The sequence below is a fragment of the Pseudomonas sp. GW823-FHT03E05 genome (genome assembly GCF_058796855.1).
This window is the reverse complement of sequence record NZ_JBXAJB010000005.1, coordinates 648,948-668,853: the sequence shown is the minus strand read 5'-3', so window position 1 is coordinate 668,853 and position 19,906 is coordinate 648,948. Positions and strand designations below refer to the sequence as shown.

The 19,906-nt window shown below is 60.7% G+C and carries 8 protein-coding genes and 1 pseudogene; all 9 read left to right on the top strand.

From position 1 onward, the window contains the following. Positions 1-3 precede the first annotated feature (3 nt). The 9 genes and pseudogenes from AC1RCO_RS23405 to AC1RCO_RS23365 all read left to right on the top strand — a co-directional run bounded on the left by AC1RCO_RS23405 (position 4) and on the right by AC1RCO_RS23365 (position 19,764). Positions 4-639, top strand: coding sequence for a hypothetical protein (locus AC1RCO_RS23405; protein ID WP_015633693.1), 636 nt, complete (start codon positions 4-6; stop codon positions 637-639). A 223-nt stretch (positions 640-862) separates the two neighbouring features. Continuing rightward, a complete protein-coding gene (locus tag AC1RCO_RS23400; RefSeq protein ID WP_492618090.1) occupies positions 863-2,365 on the top strand; it encodes a YdgA family protein in 1,503 nt (500 codons plus the stop codon). 275 nt (positions 2,366-2,640) lie between these two features. After that, positions 2,641-5,127 carry a poly-beta-1,6 N-acetyl-D-glucosamine export porin PgaA gene (gene pgaA / locus AC1RCO_RS23395; protein ID WP_011058543.1) on the top strand — a complete coding sequence of 829 codons (2,487 nt, stop codon included), beginning with the start codon at positions 2,641-2,643 and terminating at the stop codon, positions 5,125-5,127. A gap of 14 nt (positions 5,128-5,141) precedes the next feature. Next, a complete protein-coding gene (gene pgaB / locus AC1RCO_RS23390) occupies positions 5,142-7,139 on the top strand; it encodes a poly-beta-1,6-N-acetyl-D-glucosamine N-deacetylase PgaB (RefSeq protein WP_492618089.1) in 1,998 nt (665 codons plus the stop codon). A 3-nt stretch (positions 7,140-7,142) separates the two neighbouring features. Beyond that, on the top strand, positions 7,143-8,492 hold the full coding sequence (gene pgaC, locus AC1RCO_RS23385) for a poly-beta-1,6-N-acetyl-D-glucosamine synthase (RefSeq protein ID WP_019093523.1): 1,350 nt from the start codon (positions 7,143-7,145) through the stop codon (positions 8,490-8,492). Beyond that, positions 8,492-9,016 carry a poly-beta-1,6-N-acetyl-D-glucosamine biosynthesis protein PgaD gene (gene pgaD / locus AC1RCO_RS23380; RefSeq protein WP_011058546.1) on the top strand — a complete coding sequence of 175 codons (525 nt, stop codon included), beginning with the start codon at positions 8,492-8,494 and terminating at the stop codon, positions 9,014-9,016. The genes pgaC and pgaD overlap by 1 nt, the downstream gene beginning before the upstream one ends. Before the next feature lie 594 nt (positions 9,017-9,610). Then, positions 9,611-9,820 (top strand): annotated as a pseudogene (locus AC1RCO_RS23375) (ShlB/FhaC/HecB family hemolysin secretion/activation protein); the annotation flags it as partial. 27 nt (positions 9,821-9,847) lie between these two features. Then, complete coding sequence (locus AC1RCO_RS23370) at positions 9,848-19,405, top strand: two-partner secretion domain-containing protein (protein ID WP_492618088.1); 9,558 nt, start codon at positions 9,848-9,850, stop codon at positions 19,403-19,405. Further along, on the top strand, positions 19,405-19,764 hold the full coding sequence (locus tag AC1RCO_RS23365) for a hypothetical protein (protein WP_183000612.1): 360 nt from the start codon (positions 19,405-19,407) through the stop codon (positions 19,762-19,764). The genes AC1RCO_RS23370 and AC1RCO_RS23365 overlap by 1 nt, the downstream gene beginning before the upstream one ends. The last annotated feature ends 142 nt before the right edge of the window (positions 19,765-19,906 follow it).

The following is a 19,906-nucleotide window of genomic DNA, read 5'->3' as shown; positions in this document are numbered from 1 at the left end:
ATAATGAAAAACCCTTATGCTCCGGGCTTCTGGTGCGCGCTCTGCGCCCTGGTGCTGCTGTCTGCCACCTACTTCTACGGCATCATGCTGGCCCATCAGATCGACAAGGCCCTGGTGTTCCTCGACAGCGCCAGCGCGTTGATCGCGGTGATGGCCATCGGTGTGGTGGCCTGGGCCTCCTTTCAGGGCCAGAAAATCAAGAAGAAACAGCTCGAACAGAGCAAGACCCTGGTGGTCATCTGGGACACCAAGGTGGCCTTGCGCCGGGTCGAAACCGTATTCGACCGTTACTTCTGGGGCAGTTACTGGCAACCGGGGCGGACCTTCGCCGAAGTCATGGGCGAACTCACCGGCACCCCGCTGGAAAAGAGCCTGGAGGCCCTGAAGAAGCAGTGCATGCTGCTGGACAAGCAAGCCGAGGACGGTCACCACTGGCTGAGCAATGCCCGGGAGCTGTCGGATGTCGCCACCGCCATGGCGCGGGAGCGCTACCAGCTGGATTTCTGCGACCCACGGGGCGAATCCCGGGGCAACAGCGCGGTGATCGACCGGGATTTCGAGGTCCTGGTGTACACCTGGAGCGCCCGGCTCAAGAGCTTCGATCATCAGCTCGATGCCTTGGAAATCGAATACTCCTAAAAGCCCCTTCCCCTGGCCCTGTAACAGCGGCGGCTGCCGGTTTGCGGCAGCCGCTGCCGTGGCCATCTCCCCGCGCTCCACGGTTTTTCACATTCAAAGATTGGGCTCGCCCTAGCCGCCAGTGGTAATCTGCGCCGGTTTTACGCGGAGTCGAGCCGCAACCCGTCATGGGTTCAGGGAAGACGACCACACCTTCAAACAACGGATATTGATCGGGTCAGACATGAATAAATCAGCAGGCGTACTGTTAGGAATCGTCGTCGCAGTAGGTGCCATCAGTGCCGGCGGTGCCTGGTACACCGGCACCAAGCTGGAAGGGGTCCTGCAGCAGCAGGTGATCGAAAGCAACAAGGAACTGCAAGCGGCGCTGATCGGCTATGACGCCACCGCCACTCTGGAGCTGGTGTCCCTGGAGCGTGGCGTGTTCAGCAGCAATGCCCGCTACCGCCTCAAGACCCAGGGCGAGATGTTCAACGGTGGGCTGGAACTGATGATCGCCGACCATATCGAACACGGCCCGCTGCCTTTCTCGCGCTTGATCCGCCTCAAGTGGCTGCCAGTCATGGCGTCCAGTCATTACGAGCTGGAGAACAACGGGCAGACCGACAAGTGGTTTGCCGCCACCAAAGGTGCTGCACCGTTCAAGGGCGTGGTCAATGTCGGCTATGACCTGTCCGCGGAGGGCACCCTGGATTTCGCTCCGATGGAACTGGCCCTGGATGAGCTGAACAACCTCAAGTTCTCCGGCCTGAATGCCACTTTCAGCGTCGGCGACAATCGCCGCAAGGCCAAGGTCGATGGCTATATGGACAGCCTGAGCCTGTTCCTCAGCTCGCCGGACAAGGCCCCGCTCAAACTGGAAATCAACGGCCTGACCCTGGCCAGCAACCTGCAGAAAAGCAGCTTCGACTACTTCCTGGGCCAGAACACCCTGGAGCTCAGCGGCCTGAAGGCCACCTTCGGCGACAAGCAGTCGGTGCTGACCCTGAAGCACTTCGAGCAGAAGACCTTCAGCGAAGAAACCGGCAGCACAGTGGCGGGCCGTGCGGATTACCGAGTGGGCGAAATCGCCTTCGACGGCAAGACCGTGGGTTCGGCCGAGATGCTCTGGAGCATGAAGAGCCTCGACAGCCAGGGCATGCTCGATCTGGTCCAGGTCTACCAGAACGTGCTGCAGCCGTATCAGAAGGCCGCCACCGAGGCCTCTGCCGAGGGTGAACCGGCTCCGGAACTGCAAATGTCCGACGCCGAGCAGGTCAAGGTACGGGCTGCCGTGAACAAGGTCCTGGAAGCCAAGCCGCAGATCGCCCTGGAAAGCCTGGCATTCAAGACCGCCGGTGGTGAAAGCCGTTTCAGCCTGAGCCTGGATCTGGCCAAGCCGCAGAGCCTGGAGCTGCCGCCGGCTGAGCTGGGCAAGCAACTGGTCAGCCAGCTGGATGCCAAGCTGTCGCTGTCCAAGCCGATGGTGGCAGACATCGCCGCCCTGCAGGCCCAGGTCGAAGGCCAGACCGATGCCAAGCTGATCGCCGAGCAAAGCGCGGCCACTGCAGAAATGCTCAGTGCCATGGCCCTGTCCACCCAACTGGCCAAGCTGGAAGGCAATGACGTGGTGTCGGCCCTGCACTATGCCAATAACGAAGTGAACTTCAATGGCCAGAAAATGACCGTTGAGCAGTTCATCGGTTTGGTCATGAGCAAGCTGGGGGGCGTAGGCGCCCAGCAGTAAAGGTGCACGGGCCGCTTTGCGCGGCCCTTCTTGTGCAACCCCTGACGCCCGGCCTGTGCAGCCCACAGGTCGGGCGTTGTGCTGTCTGGAGCAAGGCGGTGAGGGCGGCTGCAGGCCCCGCAGAATCTGATTCTGAATAAATATGGCGCTGCAAATTCTGAACTAACCTTCGTGGAAGAATTCTCCCAGACGCTCTGTCGATCTTCTGATCGTCCGGGCTGGGGCGTAAGGGCGGGGCGCATAACTCCGGCTAGCCACGTAAGGATGCTGACGAAATGCAACGCACTGTTCATCCCGCTCGCCGCTACGGCCTTCGTCCGCTGTTTCGCCTGGCATTGTGCAGCCAACTGTTATGGCCGGGCCTGGCGTTCGCCGATGCGGCCTATGACCAGTTGATCATCCAGGCCCGGGCCGGCAGCTACGCCCCGGCGCTGAACCATTTGCGCCAAGTGCCGGCGGACCGGTTGAACAACGGGCTGGTCAGCGACCACCTGCAGATCGCCAGCTGGGCGGGCCTCGATGCCGAGGTGGTGAAGGTCTACGAGACCCAGGGCCGCAACCGGGTGCTGCCGGCGCAGGCGCTGGCCGCCACGGCCCGTGCCTATCGCAACCTCAAGCAGTGGGACAACGCCACCCAGGTCTATCGCCTGGCCCTGCAGCGCGACCCGCAGAACGCCGACCTGCAGCTGGGGCTGGCCCTGACCCAGGCCGATGCCGGCCAGCCGGCCGAAGCCGTGGCCCGGGCCAAGGCCCTGGTGGCGGCCAAGCCCGATGACCCGAACCGGCGCCTGGCCCTGGGCTACGCGCTGACCCGCGCCAACCAGCCTTATGACGCCCTGGCTGCATACGACCAGGCGTTTATCCGCGCTGGCGACAAGCCCGAAGTCATTCGCGAATACATCTACGCCCTGCAGCGGGCGCGCCTGCCGGAACCGGCCCTGCGCCTGGCCCGGCAGCACCCCGGGCTGATCGACCCGGTGATCCAGCGGCGCATCCAGGCTGACCTCGCCGCCGAACGGGTGCGCCTCTCGGAGCTGGCCAGCCGCAGTGAGAAAGAGCGCTTTGTGGTGGCCGACCGTGCCCTGGCCGACTACGACACCCTGTTCGCCGCCTGGGGCAAGGACCCTCAAGCCCAGGACGACCTGACCCGCTGGCGCATCGACCGCCTGGGCGCCCTCAAGTCCCGGGCGCGCACCGCAGAGGTGATCAGCGAATACGAGCAGCTCACCGCTGCCGGCGTGGCCATTCCCCCGTATGCCCTGCGCTGGGTGGCGGCCTCCTACCTCGACCAGCGCCAGCCGGAAATCGCCGCGGACCTGTATCGGCGTGTGTTTTCGGCACCGGACGGTGATGCCGACCACCGCCTGGAAGACACCACCGCGCTGTATTACGCGCTGCTGGAAAGTGAACGCCCGGAAGAGGCGCTGAAACTCGCCAATGACCTGGCCGACAGTGTGCCGCAGCGAATTCAGCTCACCGGGCAAACCGTGGGCGACCCCAATGACGACTGGGTCGATGCCCAACTGCTGGCGGCCCAGGCCGGTGCCGACGGCACGGCCGGGGCTGACCTGCCGGGCACCGAGCAGCGCCTGGAGACCCTGGCGGGGCAGGCTCCGGGCAACATCAGCGTGCGCCTGGCCCAGGCCGATCTGTACCGGGTGCGCGACTGGCCCCGGCTTTCGGAAAGCCTGCTCAAGGAAACCGAGAGCGTGGCCCCGCGCGATGTCAGCCTGGAAGTGTCCCAGGGCCATACGGCCCAGGACCTGCAGGAATGGCGGCAACTGGATGCGCTGACCGACGACGTGGTGGAGCGCTTTCCGGAGAGCCGCCAGGTGCAGCGCCTGGCCCGCGAGCGCGAAGTGCACGACATGGCCGAACTGCGGGTCATGACCTATGGCGGCAAGAGTTACGGCGGTGGCAGCAATGGTGCCGGCGCGGTATCCGGCAGCCGTGATTTCGGCATCGAAAGCCGGCTTTACACGCCGCCGATCGCCGAGGACTGGCGCCTGTTCGGCGGCATCGGCTATGCCATGGGGGACTTCTCGGAAGGGATCGGCAATCACCGCTGGCAGGTCCTGGGGGTGGAGCGGCGCACCCGCGACATGACCCTGGAAGCGGAAGTCTCCAACCATTCCTATGGCTACGGCGACAAGACCGGTGCCCGGGTGTCGCTGGCGCGGGACATCGACGATCACTGGCAATACGGCGGCAGCCTCGACTACCTCTCTGCCAACACCCCGCTGCGGGCCCTCAACAGCGATATCAGCGCCAACGGCGGCAGCGCCTTCCTGCGTTGGCGGGCCAATGAAAGCCGCGAGTGGAAACTGTCCCTCAGCCCGTCGCACTTCAGCGACGGCAACAATAGGTTCGAGGCCCTGCTCACGGGCCGCGAAGGGGTCTACCGCTCGCCGAAAGTGCAGGTCGACCTCGGCCTGGAAGTGGGCGCCAGCCACAACACCCTGGAAGACACCCCTTACTACAACCCCGAGGCGGACCTCAGCGTCCTGCCCACCGTCACCGTCAACCACGTGCTCTATCACCGCTATCAGACCTCCTGGAGCCAACAGTTCCAGGCCGGCGCCGGTACCTACAGCGAACGCGGCTACTCCACTGGAGCGGTGGGGCTGCTCAGCTACGGCCAGCGCTACAGCTGGAACGACGTGTTCGACATCGGCGGAGTCCTGAGCGTGATCAACCGGCCTTACGACGGTGATCGGGAAACCGACCTGCGCCTGGCTGTCGACCTTACCTATCGCTTCTAGAGAAGAGTGTGACGATGCGCCTGATCAACCGTTGCATCCTCCTGCTGGGAGCCCTGGTTCTCAGTGCCTGTTCCCAGCCCGCCGCCGACTTTCTCGCCCCGGCGCAACGGCCGTTGCCCAACACCGAGGCGCCCTGGCCGAAGAACCACGTGCTGGGCATTGCCTACCACGACATCGAGGATCGCGACCCGGACCAACGGGTGGTGGCGGTGCGCACCGAGCGGATGATCGAGCAACTGGCCTGGTTGCGGGAAAACGGCTACCGGCCCGTGACCGTGGACCAGATCCTGGCGGCGCGCAACGGCGGCCCCGAACTGCCGGCCAAGGCCATCCTGCTGACCTTCGATGACGGCTATTCGAGCTTCTACACCCGGGTGCTGCCGGTGCTGCGCAGCTATCACTGGCCTGCGGTGCTGGCGCCGGTGGGCACCTGGATCGACACCCCAACCGACCAGCCGGTGAACTTCGCCGGCGAGCTGCGGCCCCGCTCTCAGTTCCTGACCTGGGAGCAGGTCCGGGAAATCTCCCGTTCCGGGCTGGTGGAAATCGCCGCCCATACCGACCACAGCCACCTGGGCATTCTTGCCAACCCTCAGGGCAACCTGCAGCCGGCGGCGGCGACCCGCCGTTTTGACGCCGCCTCCGGGCGCTATGAAAGCGAGGCGGATTTCCAGGCGCGGATGCGCCAGGACGTGACCGCCATCTCGAACAAGATCCTGGCCGTGGCCGGCTATCGCCCGCGGATCTGGGTCTGGCCCTACGGCACGGCTGACGGCTCCACCCTGCAAGTGGTGGACAGCCAGGGCTTCAAGCTGGCCCTGACCCTGGACGACGGCCTGGACACACTCGACAACCTGATGAGCAGCCCGCGTTTCCTGGTGGTGTCGGACCCGGACGGCATGCACTTCTCCAACAGCATTGTCGGTGCCGAGACCGCCGCGCCCATGCGCGTGGTGCACGTGGACCTGGACAACGTCTACGACCCGGACCCCAAGCAGCAGGAGGTCAACCTCGGCAAGCTGGTGCAGCGCATGGCCGACCTGGGGGCCAACACCGTATTCCTCCAGGCCTTCGCCGACCCCAAGGGCGACGGCCTGGTGCAGTCGCTGTATTTCCCCAACCGGCACCTGCCGATGCGCGCCGACCTGTTCGACCGGGTCGCCTGGCAATTGCGCACCCGGGCCCACGTCAAGGTCTATGCCTGGATGCCGGTGCTCAGCTTCGCCCTGGACGCCCGGCTGCCCCGGGTCACGCGCTGGGATCCGGCCACCGGCCAGAGCACCATCGATCCTAAGCAGTACCAGCGGCTGTCGCCCTTCGACCCCAATGTGCGCCGGCAGATCGGCGACCTCTACGAGGACGTGGCGCGCATGACGTCGGTGGACGGCATTCTGTTCCACGACGACGCCGTGCTCTCGGATTTCGAAGACGCCAGCCCCGGGGCCTTGCGCGCCTATGCGGCCCAGGGCCTGCCGGGTTCCATGGCCGCCCTGCGCGACGATCCGGCCACCCTGCAGCGCTGGACCCGCTTCAAGAGCCGCTACCTGATCGACTTCACCCATGAGCTGGCCGCCAAGGTCCGGGCGATTCGCGGGCCGCAGGTGCAGACCGCGCGCAACCTGTTCGCCGAGCCGATCATCAACCCGCAGAGTGAAACCTGGTTCGCCCAGAACCTCGATGATTTCCTGGTCAGCTACGACTGGACCGCGCCCATGGCCATGCCGCTGATGGAAGGCCAGAGCCAGCGGCATTCCGGGCCCTGGCTCGAAGCCTTGGTGGACCAGGTGCGCGCCCGCCCCGGTGCCTTGCAGCGCACGGTGTTCGAGCTGCAGGCCCGGGACTGGGCCCGCAAGCCCGCCAGCGACCTCTCCGCCCAGCAACTGGCGGACTGGATGGGCCGCCTCAAGCGCCAGGGCGCGACCAATTTCGGCTACTACCCGGACAACTTCCTCGAGAACTCACCGGACCTGAAGACTCTGCGGCCCGCGCTCTCCAACAAATGGAGCCCTTGAATCATGGTGGATCGTATCTTTGCGCTGGTGGTCCTGGCGCTCGTTCTCGGCGTGCCCCTGGGGCTGATCTTCGTGCTGACCGGCGAATTCCTCATGGACTTCGTCTTCTACTACCCCTTGTTCATGTCGGCGCTGTGGATCGCCGGCGGCCTGTATTACTGGATGCACTGGGAGCGCCACTGGCCGTGGAGCGACGACACCCTGCCGCCGCCCCTGGCCGGTGAGCCGCTGATCAGCATCCTCATTCCTTGCTACAACGAAGGCGACAACGTCGCCGACACCATTCATGCGGCCCTGGCCCAGCAGTACCCGAACATCGAAGTGATCGCCATCAACGATGGCTCCAAGGACAACACCGCCGAGGTGCTGGACCGCCTTGCCGCCCAGGACCCGCGCCTGCGGGTGTTGCACCTGGCGCAGAACCAGGGCAAGGCCGTGGCCCTGCGCATGGGCGCGGTGGCGGCACACAGCGAATACCTGGTGTGCATCGACGGCGATGCGCTGCTGGCGCCCAACACGGCGGCCTACCTGGTAGCGCCGATGCTGGACAACCCGCGCCTGGGCGCCGTGACCGGCAACCCGCGGATCCGCACCCGTTCGACCCTGGTGGGTCGGGTCCAGGTGGGCGAGTTCTCCTCGATCATCGGCCTGATCAAGCGCACCCAGCGGGTGTTCGGCAAAGTCTTCACCGTCTCCGGGGTGATCGTCGCCTTCCGTCGCACCGCCCTGCACCGGGTGGGCTACTGGAGCCCGGACATGATCACCGAAGACATCGACATCAGCTGGAAGCTGCAACTGGACCACTGGTACGTGTTCTTCGAGCCGCGGGCGCTGTGCTGGATCCTCATGCCGGAGACCCTGCGCGGCCTGTGGAAGCAACGCCTGCGCTGGGCCCAGGGCGGCGCCGAGGTGCTGTTCAAGAACATCCGCGGGATCTGGGAGTGGCGCCACCGCTACCTCTGGACCCTGCTGTTCGACTACTGCCTGTCCACCGGCTGGGCCTTCACCTTCCTGCTGTCGGTGATCTTCTGGGCCCTGGGCAAGTTCATCGTCATGCCCGAGGCCATCGCGGTGCACACCATCGTCCCGCCGGCCTTCACCGGGCTGGTGCTGGCGATGGTCTGCCTGACCCAGTTCGCGGTGAGTATCCTGATCGACCGCCGTTATGAAAAAGACCTGTGGAAAACCATGTTCTGGGTGGTCTGGTACCCGCTGGTGTTCTGGTTCATCAGCCTGTTCACCACCCTGGTGAGCTTTCCCCGGGTGCTGTTTGGCGAACACCAGAAACGCGCGCGCTGGGTCAGCCCGGACCGCGGCATCAAACCCATCGATGACGAAGAGGAGGTGCGCTGATGAAAATCATCCGAACCCGCCAGCGTCCGTTCATGGTGATCGTCGACGTTGTCCTCACCGTACTGGCCTGGGTAGGCCTGCTGTACTTGCTGGTTCGTGGGCTCATTCCGCTGCTGGACAGCCATGAAGGGCCGCGGATCGAAGCGGGCATGCTCGATGCCCTGACCACCCTGCAGTTCTATGCCTGGGTGGCGGTACTCAATGCGGTGCTGCTGATTTCCTGGGCCCGCTACCGTCAGCGTCGCAACAAGAGCTACCCGCCCCGGCTGCCGGCACCCGTGGTGGACGACAAGCGCCTGAGCGAAACCTTCAAGCTCAACGACGCGACCTTCGCCCAGATGCGCCAGCCCGGCACCATGATCGTGCACAACGACGAGGAAGGCGGTATCAGCCACGTCACCACGCAGTTCTATCGCATTCTTCCCGAAGACCAGCAGCACCCGCCGCTGAGGGTGGAACCGCCACCGCGGGTGATCCATCTGCGTTCGGAAGGGGATGAAGGCAAGAAGACAGGAGAAGATTGATTGCCCAGGGGGGATGAGCCCTGGGGGGGTACGGCTCTTCTGAATTTGCAGAGGGAATTGTCTGATTCTATTTTCAGTAAATAAATCAATGCGTTATTGATTTATTTGGGGTTTCTGCATGGGTTTGTCGCTACGGATGTGGTTGTGGGTGAGTTGTTCTTTATCGTAGCGAGAGAGTGAGAACCAGGGTTCTTGCGTACGGGCGTTGGCTCTTCTAAGTGTGCAATCTCAAATTTTTGCTAAAACTTTTTAAAACTCTATAGCCTTGATTTAAAAGGCTTTCAGATGATTTTTCCTTTAAATATTTCAAAATTTAAAATGGGCGGCTCCATGATGGAGCTGCATGTTTTTTATCTCGTAAAGTTGTTTGAAAGTTTGATTTGATTGTTATTGGCGATTCTGCGGCAGTCATTTGACGATGCAGTAATAGCTTATTAGCGTCACGCCCTTCGTAGCTCTTGTCGTCACGCTTTCGAAGGATCGGATATGTCTCTCTCCACGCTCGGGATGAGGTTGTGCTGTGCCTTGTCCTGCCTGCTGCTGTTCAGCGCGCTGCATAGCGCCGCTGTCGCGCCGATGCCTGGTACCACCTTCAACCTCGGCGCCCAGTCCTTCATCCGCGGCTACAAAGACCCGAGCCTGAACGGCGACAGCGGCTACTGCTGGCGCAACGATCTGCGCTGGACTCGCCCGATGGGCAACCACCTTGTCACCGGCGTGAGCTTTGCCCATTCCCTCGAACGTCCCGAAGCCTTGAGTGAACGGGAAACCCCGATCCATTTCCGCCTGGATTTCTATCTCTGATTGCACTGATTCATTGAGGCTTTTGACATGGACGTTCGCCAACTCGCCTTTCTGGCCCGCCAGCCTTCCGCCACCCTGCAAGCGCGGGATACGTTCTGGGGGCTGTCCAAACGCGGTCTGGCGTTCATCCTGGCCAACGTGATGTTCTGGCAGCCCGTGGTGGCGATGGCCGACGGCATCGTGGTCAACGGCAGCGGTACAACACTGGGGCAGGCCGGCAATGGCGTGCCCATCGTCAACATTGCCACGCCCAATGGCGGCGGCCTGTCGCATAACAAGTTCAGCGACTACAACGTCGGCCAGCAGGGGGTGATCCTCAACAACGCCACCGGCCGCACCCAGGAAACCCAACTGGGCGGGATCATCCTCGGCAACCCCAACCTGGGCGGCCGCGCGGCCAATGTGATCCTCAACGAGGTCAACGGCGGCAGCCCCAGCCAGCTCAAGGGCTACACCGAAGTGGCCGGGCAGTCGGCCCATGTCATCGTCGCCAACCCCTATGGCGTGAGCTGCAACGGCTGCGGCTTTATCAACACCCCGAAAGCCACCCTGACCACCGGCAAGCCGGTGATCGAGAACGGCCAGGTCCAGCGTTACCAGGTGGACCAGGGCAGCGTCGCCATCGAAGGCGCGGGCCTCAACGCGAGCAATATCGACCAGTTCGAAATCATCACCCGCAGCGCCAAGATCAACGCCGAGATCCAGGCCCGGCACCTGGCGGTGATCGCCGGGGCCAACGACGTCGACGCCAAGACCTTGAACGCCACGGCCCGCACCGCCAACCCGGCGGATGCACCGCAACTGGCCATCGACTCATCAGCCCTGGGCGGCATGTACGCCGGGGCCATCAAACTGGTGGGCACCGAGGCCGGGGTGGGGGTGAAGCTCGACGGCAAGTTGATCGCCAGTGGCGGTGATATCCAACTGGACGCCGATGGCCAGTTGCGCATGGCGGACGCCACTGCCGAGAAGGGCGCGGTGGCGATCAAGGCCGGCAGCCTGGAGGCCCAGGGCGCGGTCTACGCCGGTAGCGAACTCAAGGTACAGACCCGGGGCGACCTGAGCAGCCAGAAAACCCTCGCCGCCCGCGACAGCATCCAGCTGGACAGCGGTGGCCAACTGAGCAACCAGGGCATCATCGAAGCCGGGGTCAATGCCGATAACTCTCGCAACGCCAACGGCGATATCAGCCTCAACGCCCGGGATCTCGACAACCGCGGCAAGAGCATTGTCGCCAGCCGCGACCTGACCCTGAACACGGCCCAGACCCTGGACAACCGGGGCGGCACCCTGAGCGGGCAGCGCCAGGTGAAGGTCAGTGCCGGGGCTCTGGATAATAGCCATCAGGGCAAGCTGCTGAGCGCCGAGCGCCTGCAACTCGATGCCGAGCAAGTGCGTAACGGCCAGGGCGGCCTGATCAAGAGCCAGCAGTCACTCGATGCCAACCTGGGCCACCTGGGCAACAGCGGCGGCGAGCTGTCCAGCCAGGGCAGCAGCAACCTGGTGGTGGCCGGGATGGACAACTTCACCGGCGTGGTACTGGCGCAGCAGACCCTGACCATCACCGGCAGCGCTGAGCTGGACAACCAGGGCGGGCTGCTGTCGGGCTGGCAGGGCCTGACCCTCAACGGCACGGGCTTGAACAACAGCAACAAGGGCACCGTCTCCAGCCTCAAGGGCGGTGTCGAGGTCACCCTCAGCGACGCCTTGAACAACAGCCAGGGCGGTGGCCTGGTCAGCCAGCAGGCCTTGGACGTCAAGGCCGCGAGCCTCGACAACAGCCACCAGGGGGTGATCTCCAGCGCCGGCGAGCAAAGCCTCAAGCTGCGCGACCTGCTGGACAACAGCCAGGGCGGCTCCATCGACAGCGCCGCCACCCTGACCCTGCTGGCCATGACCCTGGGCAACAACGGCGGCACCCTTGACGCCGCGGGTGACCTGACCTTTACCGGCAACGACCTGGACAATGGCACCGGCACTTTCACCGGCAAAACCGCCGTCACCCTTAATCTGTTGGGCGCGTTGAACAATACCCACGGCAAGCTGGCCAGCGGCGGCCCGCTGCGCATCGAACGCGCTGGGCAGATCGACAATCGGGGTGGCCAGATGGCCAGCCAGGGCCTGCTGAGCCTGTTCGCTGCCAGCCTGGACAATCGTAACCGTGGGACCTTGATGGCCAACGACCCACTGACCCTGACCCTGGACGGCGCACTGCAGAACAGCGGTGATGGCTTGATCTACAGCCAGACCGGCGGCCTGCACGTTCAGGCCGGGAGCCTCACCAATGGCAAGGGCACCCTGCAGAGCCAAGGCGCTCTGAACCTGAGCACCGGCGACATCGACAACCAGAGTGGTCGCATCCTGGCCAGGAACGGTAACCTGAACATCGGCGCCGGCCACTTGGATAACCGTGGGGGCGTGCTTTCTAGCGTGCAAGGCTCGATGATCGCCGATCTTCGCGGCGCGCTGAAAAACGGCTACGACCCGAGCAACAACCGCCAGGGCGGCGTGACCCAGGCCCAGCGCCTGACCCTCAAGGCCCTGGCTGGCATAGACAACGACGGCGGGCGGATTTCCGCGCAAAGCGGCGATGCGCTGATCACCACCGGCGATTTCGATAACCGCAACGGTGGCCTCTACGCCAAGGGCCTTGTCAAAGTTAGCGGCGGCCATTTCGACAACAGCGGCAACAACGGGCAAATCGCCGGCCAGCAGATTAATTTCGACCTCAGCGGAGCTCTGAATAACCACAAGGGCATCATCGAAAGCGACAGCAGCCTGACGATCAAGGCCGCCAGCCTCGACAATCAGACCGGCCAATTGCGCGCCCTGGGAGACGGTGGCGATACACGGCTGGAGCTCGGCGGATTGTTCGACAACCGCGATGGCTCTCTGGAAACCGCCAACCAAAACCTGGCCTTCGACGCTGGCAGCTTCAACAACCGTGGCGGCAGCGTGCTGCACAGCGGCAACGGCCTGTTCGGCCTGTCCATGGCCAACCTCGAGGATGTGGGCGGGCGCCTGAAAACCGCCGGCCAGCTGATCCTGGAAGGCGAACGCTGGACCAACAGCAGCTCGATCCAGGCCGGGAAACTGACAGTCAACGTCAACCACCTGACCCAGGCCCGTACGGGCCAGCTCCTAGCCGGCAATGGCCTGATAGGCAGCGGCGTGAACTGGATCAATGACGGCCTGATCGGCAGTGATGCAGGCGTCAATATCGACCTCAGTGGTCATTACAGCAGCAAGGGCCGACTCAGCAGCTTTGGGCAACTGGACCTAAAAGCTGCCCAAGTGGACCTGGCAGACAGTGCCAGTATTGCTGGCGGCGGCAACACCACAGTCTCGGTGTTCGGCCAGTTGAACAACGCAGGGCGCCTGAGCGCTGCGGCCGGGCTCACGCTCAACGCGAGTGGCATCAACAATCAGGGCACCCTTGGGGCTGCCCAGAACCTGACCTTGACCACCGGCGGCCTGCTCAACGATCACGGGCTGGTGTTCAGTGGCGACGACATGGGGCTGCGGGTCGACACCCTGACCAACAGCTACGGCAACGTTTACAGCCTCGGTCATCTGACGATCGATCGCGATGGTCAGGGGGCTCTGGCCAGCCGCATCGCCAACCGTTCCGGCACCCTGCAAAGCGATGGTTCCATGACGCTTGCAGCCAGCACCCTTGAGAACATGCGCGATGTGCTGGCCACCAACAACGGCGGCATCTACACCGCCAGAATTGGTGAAGTCGCCTGCATCGAGGGCTACAACGCCGGTGACTGTGGCGGCAAACGCAATCACGTGTGGGAGATCGTTCAGCGCGACAAATTCGAAGTCACCGAAGCGAGTGCGGCGTCGAGCATTGCCGCGGGCGTCAACCTGAATATCAACGCCGGCGACCTGCTGAACCAGAGCAGCAGTATCAGCGCTGCCGGCAACCTGGTGGCCACGGTCAACAACCTGACCCACAGCGGCGTGGAAACCGGCGAGACCGAAACCACCCGGGTGTTCATGTCGGCGCGGACCAAAAATGCCAGTGCCTGGTACAACGTCGCTAACGCTGTCACCAACCGATACTGGTTCCAGAGTGCGGGTTATACGCCTGATGACCTGGGTGGTCTGGAAGGCGCGCTGGCCGGTTTTATCGGCATGACCGAACGTGAGTGGGTCGGCCTGGGGACGACGAAAAAACTCGCCGGTGGTGATCAAAGCTATGCCGCAGTGATCCAGGCCGGGGGAGCGGTGAGCATCAAGGCCGGCAATGGCTTCGACAGCAGCGTGGTCCGTCCGGGTTACACCTATGTTGGCAGCGGTGCGCGTACCGATACCCAAGTACCGGGTACCGCCTTCGCCACTCGCATCAGCCTCAGCCCGCAACTGCCCCCAGACCTGACCCAGCAACAGGTCAACCCCCTGGCCCTGCCTGGCTTTAGTCTGCCCGCTGGGCAGAACGGTCTGTTCCGCCTCAGTGGTCAGAGCAGCAGCGCCGCACAAGCTCCGGCGCAGATCGCCGGCCTGCCGGATGCCGCGAACCTTACCCGGCCGCACAAGTACCTGATAGAAACCAACCCGGTACTCACCGACCTCAAGCAGTTCATGAGCTCGGACTACCTGCTGTCCAGCCTCGGTTACAACCCGGACGACAGCGCCAAACGCCTGGGGGATGGCTTCTACGAGCAGAAGCTGATTCAACAAGCGGTACAAGCCCGTACCGGCCAGCGTTTTATCGACGGCCAGAACAGCGACGAACAGCTGTTCAAGTACCTGATGGACAACGCCATTCAAAGCCGGCAACAGCTCAACCTGTCGGTGGGCGTGGCCCTGACCTCCGAGCAGGTGGCGGCCCTGACCCACGACATCGTCTGGCTGGAAAGCCATGAAGTGAACGGCGAACAAGTGCTGGTGCCCGTGCTCTACCTGGCCCAGGCCAAGAACCGACTGGCCCCGAACGGCGCCCTGATCGCGGGTAACGACGTCAACCTGATCGCCGGCCAGGACCTGAACAACGTCGGCACCCTGCGCGCGACCAACAACCTGTCGGCCCTGGCCGGGCAGAACCTGATCAACAGCGGCCTGGTGGAAGCCGGTAATCGCCTTGACCTGCTGGCCGGCAACGACCTGGTGAACAAGGCCGGCGGCATTGTCGCCGGGCGTGACGTGAGCCTCGCCGCAACCCGGGGCGACGTCATCAACGAGCGCACCCTGACCTCGCACCAGAGCAGCAACGGCAGCTACGCCCAGCAGCGCGACTTCGTCGACAACGCCGCCCGGGTAGAAGCGGCGAACAGCCTGGTGATCAGTGCCGGGCGCGACATCAACAACAACGGCGGCGTACTCAAGAGCGGAGCCGACACCAGCCTCAAGGTCGGTCGCGACGTCAACCTGAGCGCTGTGGAACAGGTGGTCAGCAACGACCGCGGCGTGCGCTACAACGACCTCAGCGTGACCCAGAACGGCTCCAGCCTGCAGGCCGGTCGCGACCTGGCCATCAGCGCCGGGCGCGACATCACCGCCATCGCCAGCCAGATCGAAGCCAAGCGCGATGTGGCGATGACCGCCACGGAAAACCTGAGCCTGGTTTCAGCGGCCAATGAGCAGCATGCGTATAGCAAGACCAAGAAGGTCACCAGCCAGGAGGATCATGTTCAGCAGGTGGGCACTAGCCTAAAAGGTGGTGGTGATGTGACCTTGAGTGCGGGACAGGAATTGGCCCTGATCGCTAGTCGTGTAACGGCGGGTGATGAGGCTTATTTGGTCGCTGGTAAAAACCTCGCCCTCAAAGCTGCCGAAGATCAGGACTACAGCTTCTACAGCAAAACCAAGAAGTCTTCTTCGGGTAAGAAGTTCCGCCTTGATGAGACCGAAAGCATTTCCAATGTGGGTAGCTTGGTCAGTGCCGGTACTAACAGTGTCCTGGTAGCTGGAGAAAACCTGCAATTGCAAGGTAGTGCGGTGATCGCTGAAAAAGGCAACGCACAACTGGTAGCGGGCAAGAATGTCCAGATCCTTGCTGTTACCGACTCCGAGAGTGATCGGCATGAGCGTAAGCAGAGCAAGAGCAGTTGGGGCGGACTGAAGTCGAGCAAAGTTGAAGATAAAGTCAGCGAAACTCGTACCACGGCTATTGGCAGCATGGTGTCGGGTGACACCGTCAGTGTGACTGCCGGCAGGGATGCGACTGTTACCGGGTCTTCGTTGGTCAGTACGGGAGACTTGAGCGTACAGGCTGTTCGAGATCTCACGATTGATGCTGCAACGAACACTTTTTCGCGCACAGAAATACATAAGCAAAAAAATCGTGATCTGACGGGGGTGTTGACTGCCAATAACCTTGGCTTGGATGACATTACTGGTAACCAGCATCTTTCCATCAGCAGTCAGAAGCACGATAGCAATGCGCAGGAAACGACCCTTACGGGTAGCACCATTGGTTCCAGTGCAGGCAACGTAACGTTGACTGCGGGGCGAGAGCTCAAGATTGTCGCCAGTGATCTGGTCAGTACTAAGGACATGTCCCTGAGCGGGGCGGATGTCACCATTGCGGCAGGTACTGAAACCGCCAGGCAAACCAGCTCTGACAGCTCGAGGAGCCTGGCTGTTGGGCGAGTGGTCGGTGGGGTGGTGATTGATACCGCCAAGAGTATTCGCAACGATATTCGTGCCGCCAAGGAGGCTGACGATAGCCGGCTCAAGGCAGTCAAGGGGGCTCAGGCACTGCTTTCTGCTTACAACGCTGTGGGTAATCAGGACTCAGGTTCCGCGCAAGAGTCTGAGGGCAAGCCTGCCAACAGCAGTGGCTCGTTGATCAAGATCGGTACCGAACTTGCCAATACACGCAGTAAAAGTTCCAGCGAATACGACAGTGAAACCGCCAAACAATCAACCCTGACCAGTGGTGCGGGGTTGGTTATTAGTGCTGGCGGCGATGGGGCAGGGGCCAAGGGTGATATCCACGTCATTGGTAGCAGCCTAAAGGCTGAAAACACGGTCTTGATAGCCAAGAGCGATATCGTGCTGCAAAGCGCTCAAGATCGTGCGCAATGGGACAACCAGAACACCAACAGTAAAACAAGTGTTGGCGCCAGTTTTAATATTGGCGATCAAAATGGTTTCACTCTGGATCTTGGAGCACAGATTGCGAAAGGCATGGGGACTGGGCATTCAGTCACTCAGGTCAATAGCACTATTGACACTGGCTTACTACTTCTGACCAGTGGCCAAGACACTACCTTGGCTGGGGCGCAAGTCAGAGCAGACACGATCAAGGCTGATATTGGCGGCAACTTGAATATCGCCTCCCGGCAAGATGAGGCCAGCCAGAAGAACCAGCAAAAGAGCGCTGGTGCGGGAGTCAGTCTCTGTATCCCACCTTTTTGCTACGGATCCATGGTCACCGCCTCGGGAAATATTGCTGGCAGCAAGATGAACAGCGATTACAAGGCGGTAACGGACCAGACCGGGCTGTATGCGGGTAAAGGCGGATATGACATTCATGTAGGTGAGACCACCCAGTTGCAGGGGGCGGTCATCGCCAGCAATGCCAATGCTGAGCAGAACCGTTTGGATACGGGACGCCTGCTTGTTAGTGATATCAAGAACAAGAGTGAAATCAAAAGCCAAGCCGCGAGCTTGAGCGCCTCCTATACCAGTACCAAATGGGACAATCCGCGCGGTCCAGTGACCCCTGATGATCAAAGGAAGTGGGCACATTCGGAGACCGGGGGCACTCTGCCGATCGCGCTCAAGGAGTCGGATCACAGTAGCACCCGCAGTGCGATCAGTGAGGGAACCATCACCGTTCGTGATCCGGCTGGTGCCAATGATCTGGTGGGCTTGAATCGGGATACGGCCAACGCCAATCAGCGCCTGGACCGCCCTGACGAGAAGGCCATGCAGGAGCGTATTGACCTTATCCAGAGTTCAGCGCAACTGGCGAGCAGCGTTATCAATACTGTCGCGAAGGCTAAAGCGGATGCGGCCAATAAGGCGAAGCGAGAAGCAGAGAAGTCGCAGAACCCAGAGCAGATAGCGGCAGCCAATGCCGCTGCTCAGGATGCGGCTAGTTGGAATGTGGGTGGCGACAAGCGAATCATGGCCGATATCGCCTCTGGCTTGGTTGCCGCCGGGTTGGGAGGGGCAGGAGGTTCGACTGCTGTTGGTGTTGTTGCTTACACGTCATCGGCTGACGTGTTCAAGAAAATCGGTGATTACGCAGATGCCCAGCACAAAAATCCCAAGGCGGACAGTGCTACCAAGGCGGCTTGGGCTGAGGGTGGTGCGGCGAGGGTTCTGTTGCATGCATTGGCTGGTGCAACGATAGGCTTGTCTAGCGGGAACGCTGGAAGTGGTGCGTTAGGGGCAGGGACATCTGCAGCGCTCATGCCGGCTATTGCTGAGGCGTTGAAGAGCAGTGGTATTGAGGAATATAACCAGGATGCTATTGCAGCGCTAATTGCAACTAGCTTGGGTGGAAGCCTGGGAGCTATTGGAGGGGTTTCTGGCGCTGTTGTTGCAGGAGAAAATGCGTCCGGAGTTGAGGTTTATAATCGTCAGATACATCGTGAACAAGAAATTCCTCTGTTGAAGAAGAAAGCAGAGGACTTGGAGAAAACACTTGGTAAACCAAAGTCAGATGCGTTGTGGGAAGATCTTCTGATTTTGGCAAGTGGTGCAAAACTAGATGAAGTAGAAAAGGCACGTTTAGATGCTCTGGATAAGAAATGGGGGAACGACCCTACAGCCGACTGGTTCAGATTAGATCTGGATATTGCAAAAGAAGAAGTTAGGAAGCTAGCTGATCAAAAAATCCCTTTAACTTGGGCGGATGGACGTCCAATTGTTGCACACGGTGCTCCTGTCTATGCATTTTCTTCGACCGGCGCACAGTTTAAGGACTCGAGCTTATTTAATGTTCTAGGTAAAGGTTACTATGGCGAGTTGTCTCTTGCTGAGAAATGGAATCAATATGGTAAGCAGCAAACGACGGAGCATGCTAAGGAGATTTTAGATATCTCCAGCTCGTATCTGAGTACCAAAGACGCCGCTGATCGATTAATGTCTTTGGCGGTGAAGAATACAGCGCCAGTAGGCATAATCGATGAAGTGATTCTCACGGTTGGGATGCCGGGTGGTAAACTCACTCTCAAGGCGATTGAGGCAGCGTTGGTCAAACGGCAGGAGGCTAAGTTACTTGCCGGAAAAGGAGGTGCTTTCCTTGAAGAACCTCCTATTAAAATGTCTGATAACGTCAGGGAGTTATACTCAAAAGGAAAATATCGTGAAGCTCTAGATGTTCATTATGAGGACTTGGTTAGGCGTAAAGTTGGAGGGGAATCTCAAGTTATTAATGGTAGAGAGATTGATGTTGTTACAGATGTTGCGTTGATTCAAGTTAAAAGGACATATTCGGCTATTGAAAAGCCAAATAATTTTCTTAATAAAGCGACGCGAAACCAAATTAAGTTTACTATTGAAACTGCAGTGGAGCAGGGTAAGCGAGCTGAGTTTTGGTTTAAATATGGTGTTTCTTCTAAAGTAAGGAATTACATTGAAGGGAAAGGCGGTATTGTTAAAGTCGGACTGGGGGAATAATGTCTAGTTATATTTCGATAAGAGGCTGGGTTGAGTGCGATTTTGATGAGGTATCGACTGTAAAGAATTCTGCGATTGAGTCATGGGGGGTGTGTGATAAATATGGCTTGGGTAGAAAAGCTGCAGATTTGTATTGGAAGGGGTGGTCATTCCCAAATGCGCCTATAAATTGGAGAAGCTATGTGTTTTATGGCGCTGTAGTAAATTCGCAAGCATATGACTTTTTTAAATTTGTTTTGAGTAATATCGCTAATCTAAATGCTGATTTTGACGGGGTTTTTTATGTTGATTTTGAAGGCTTAGATGATTCGCGGACACTGAAGATTGAAAATGGTTATTTGCTTGATGAGCATAGATAGGTTTCTTGTTTTTATAGATGGTGTTAATGCAAACAAGGAAGCTTTAAGACGAAGGAATGGAGTTCAGTTCCGATCTCAGGCTGTTAGGGAAATCCTGAAGAAGACTTCCCGAATCTGGTGAAATACGCCGATCCCGTTGCCC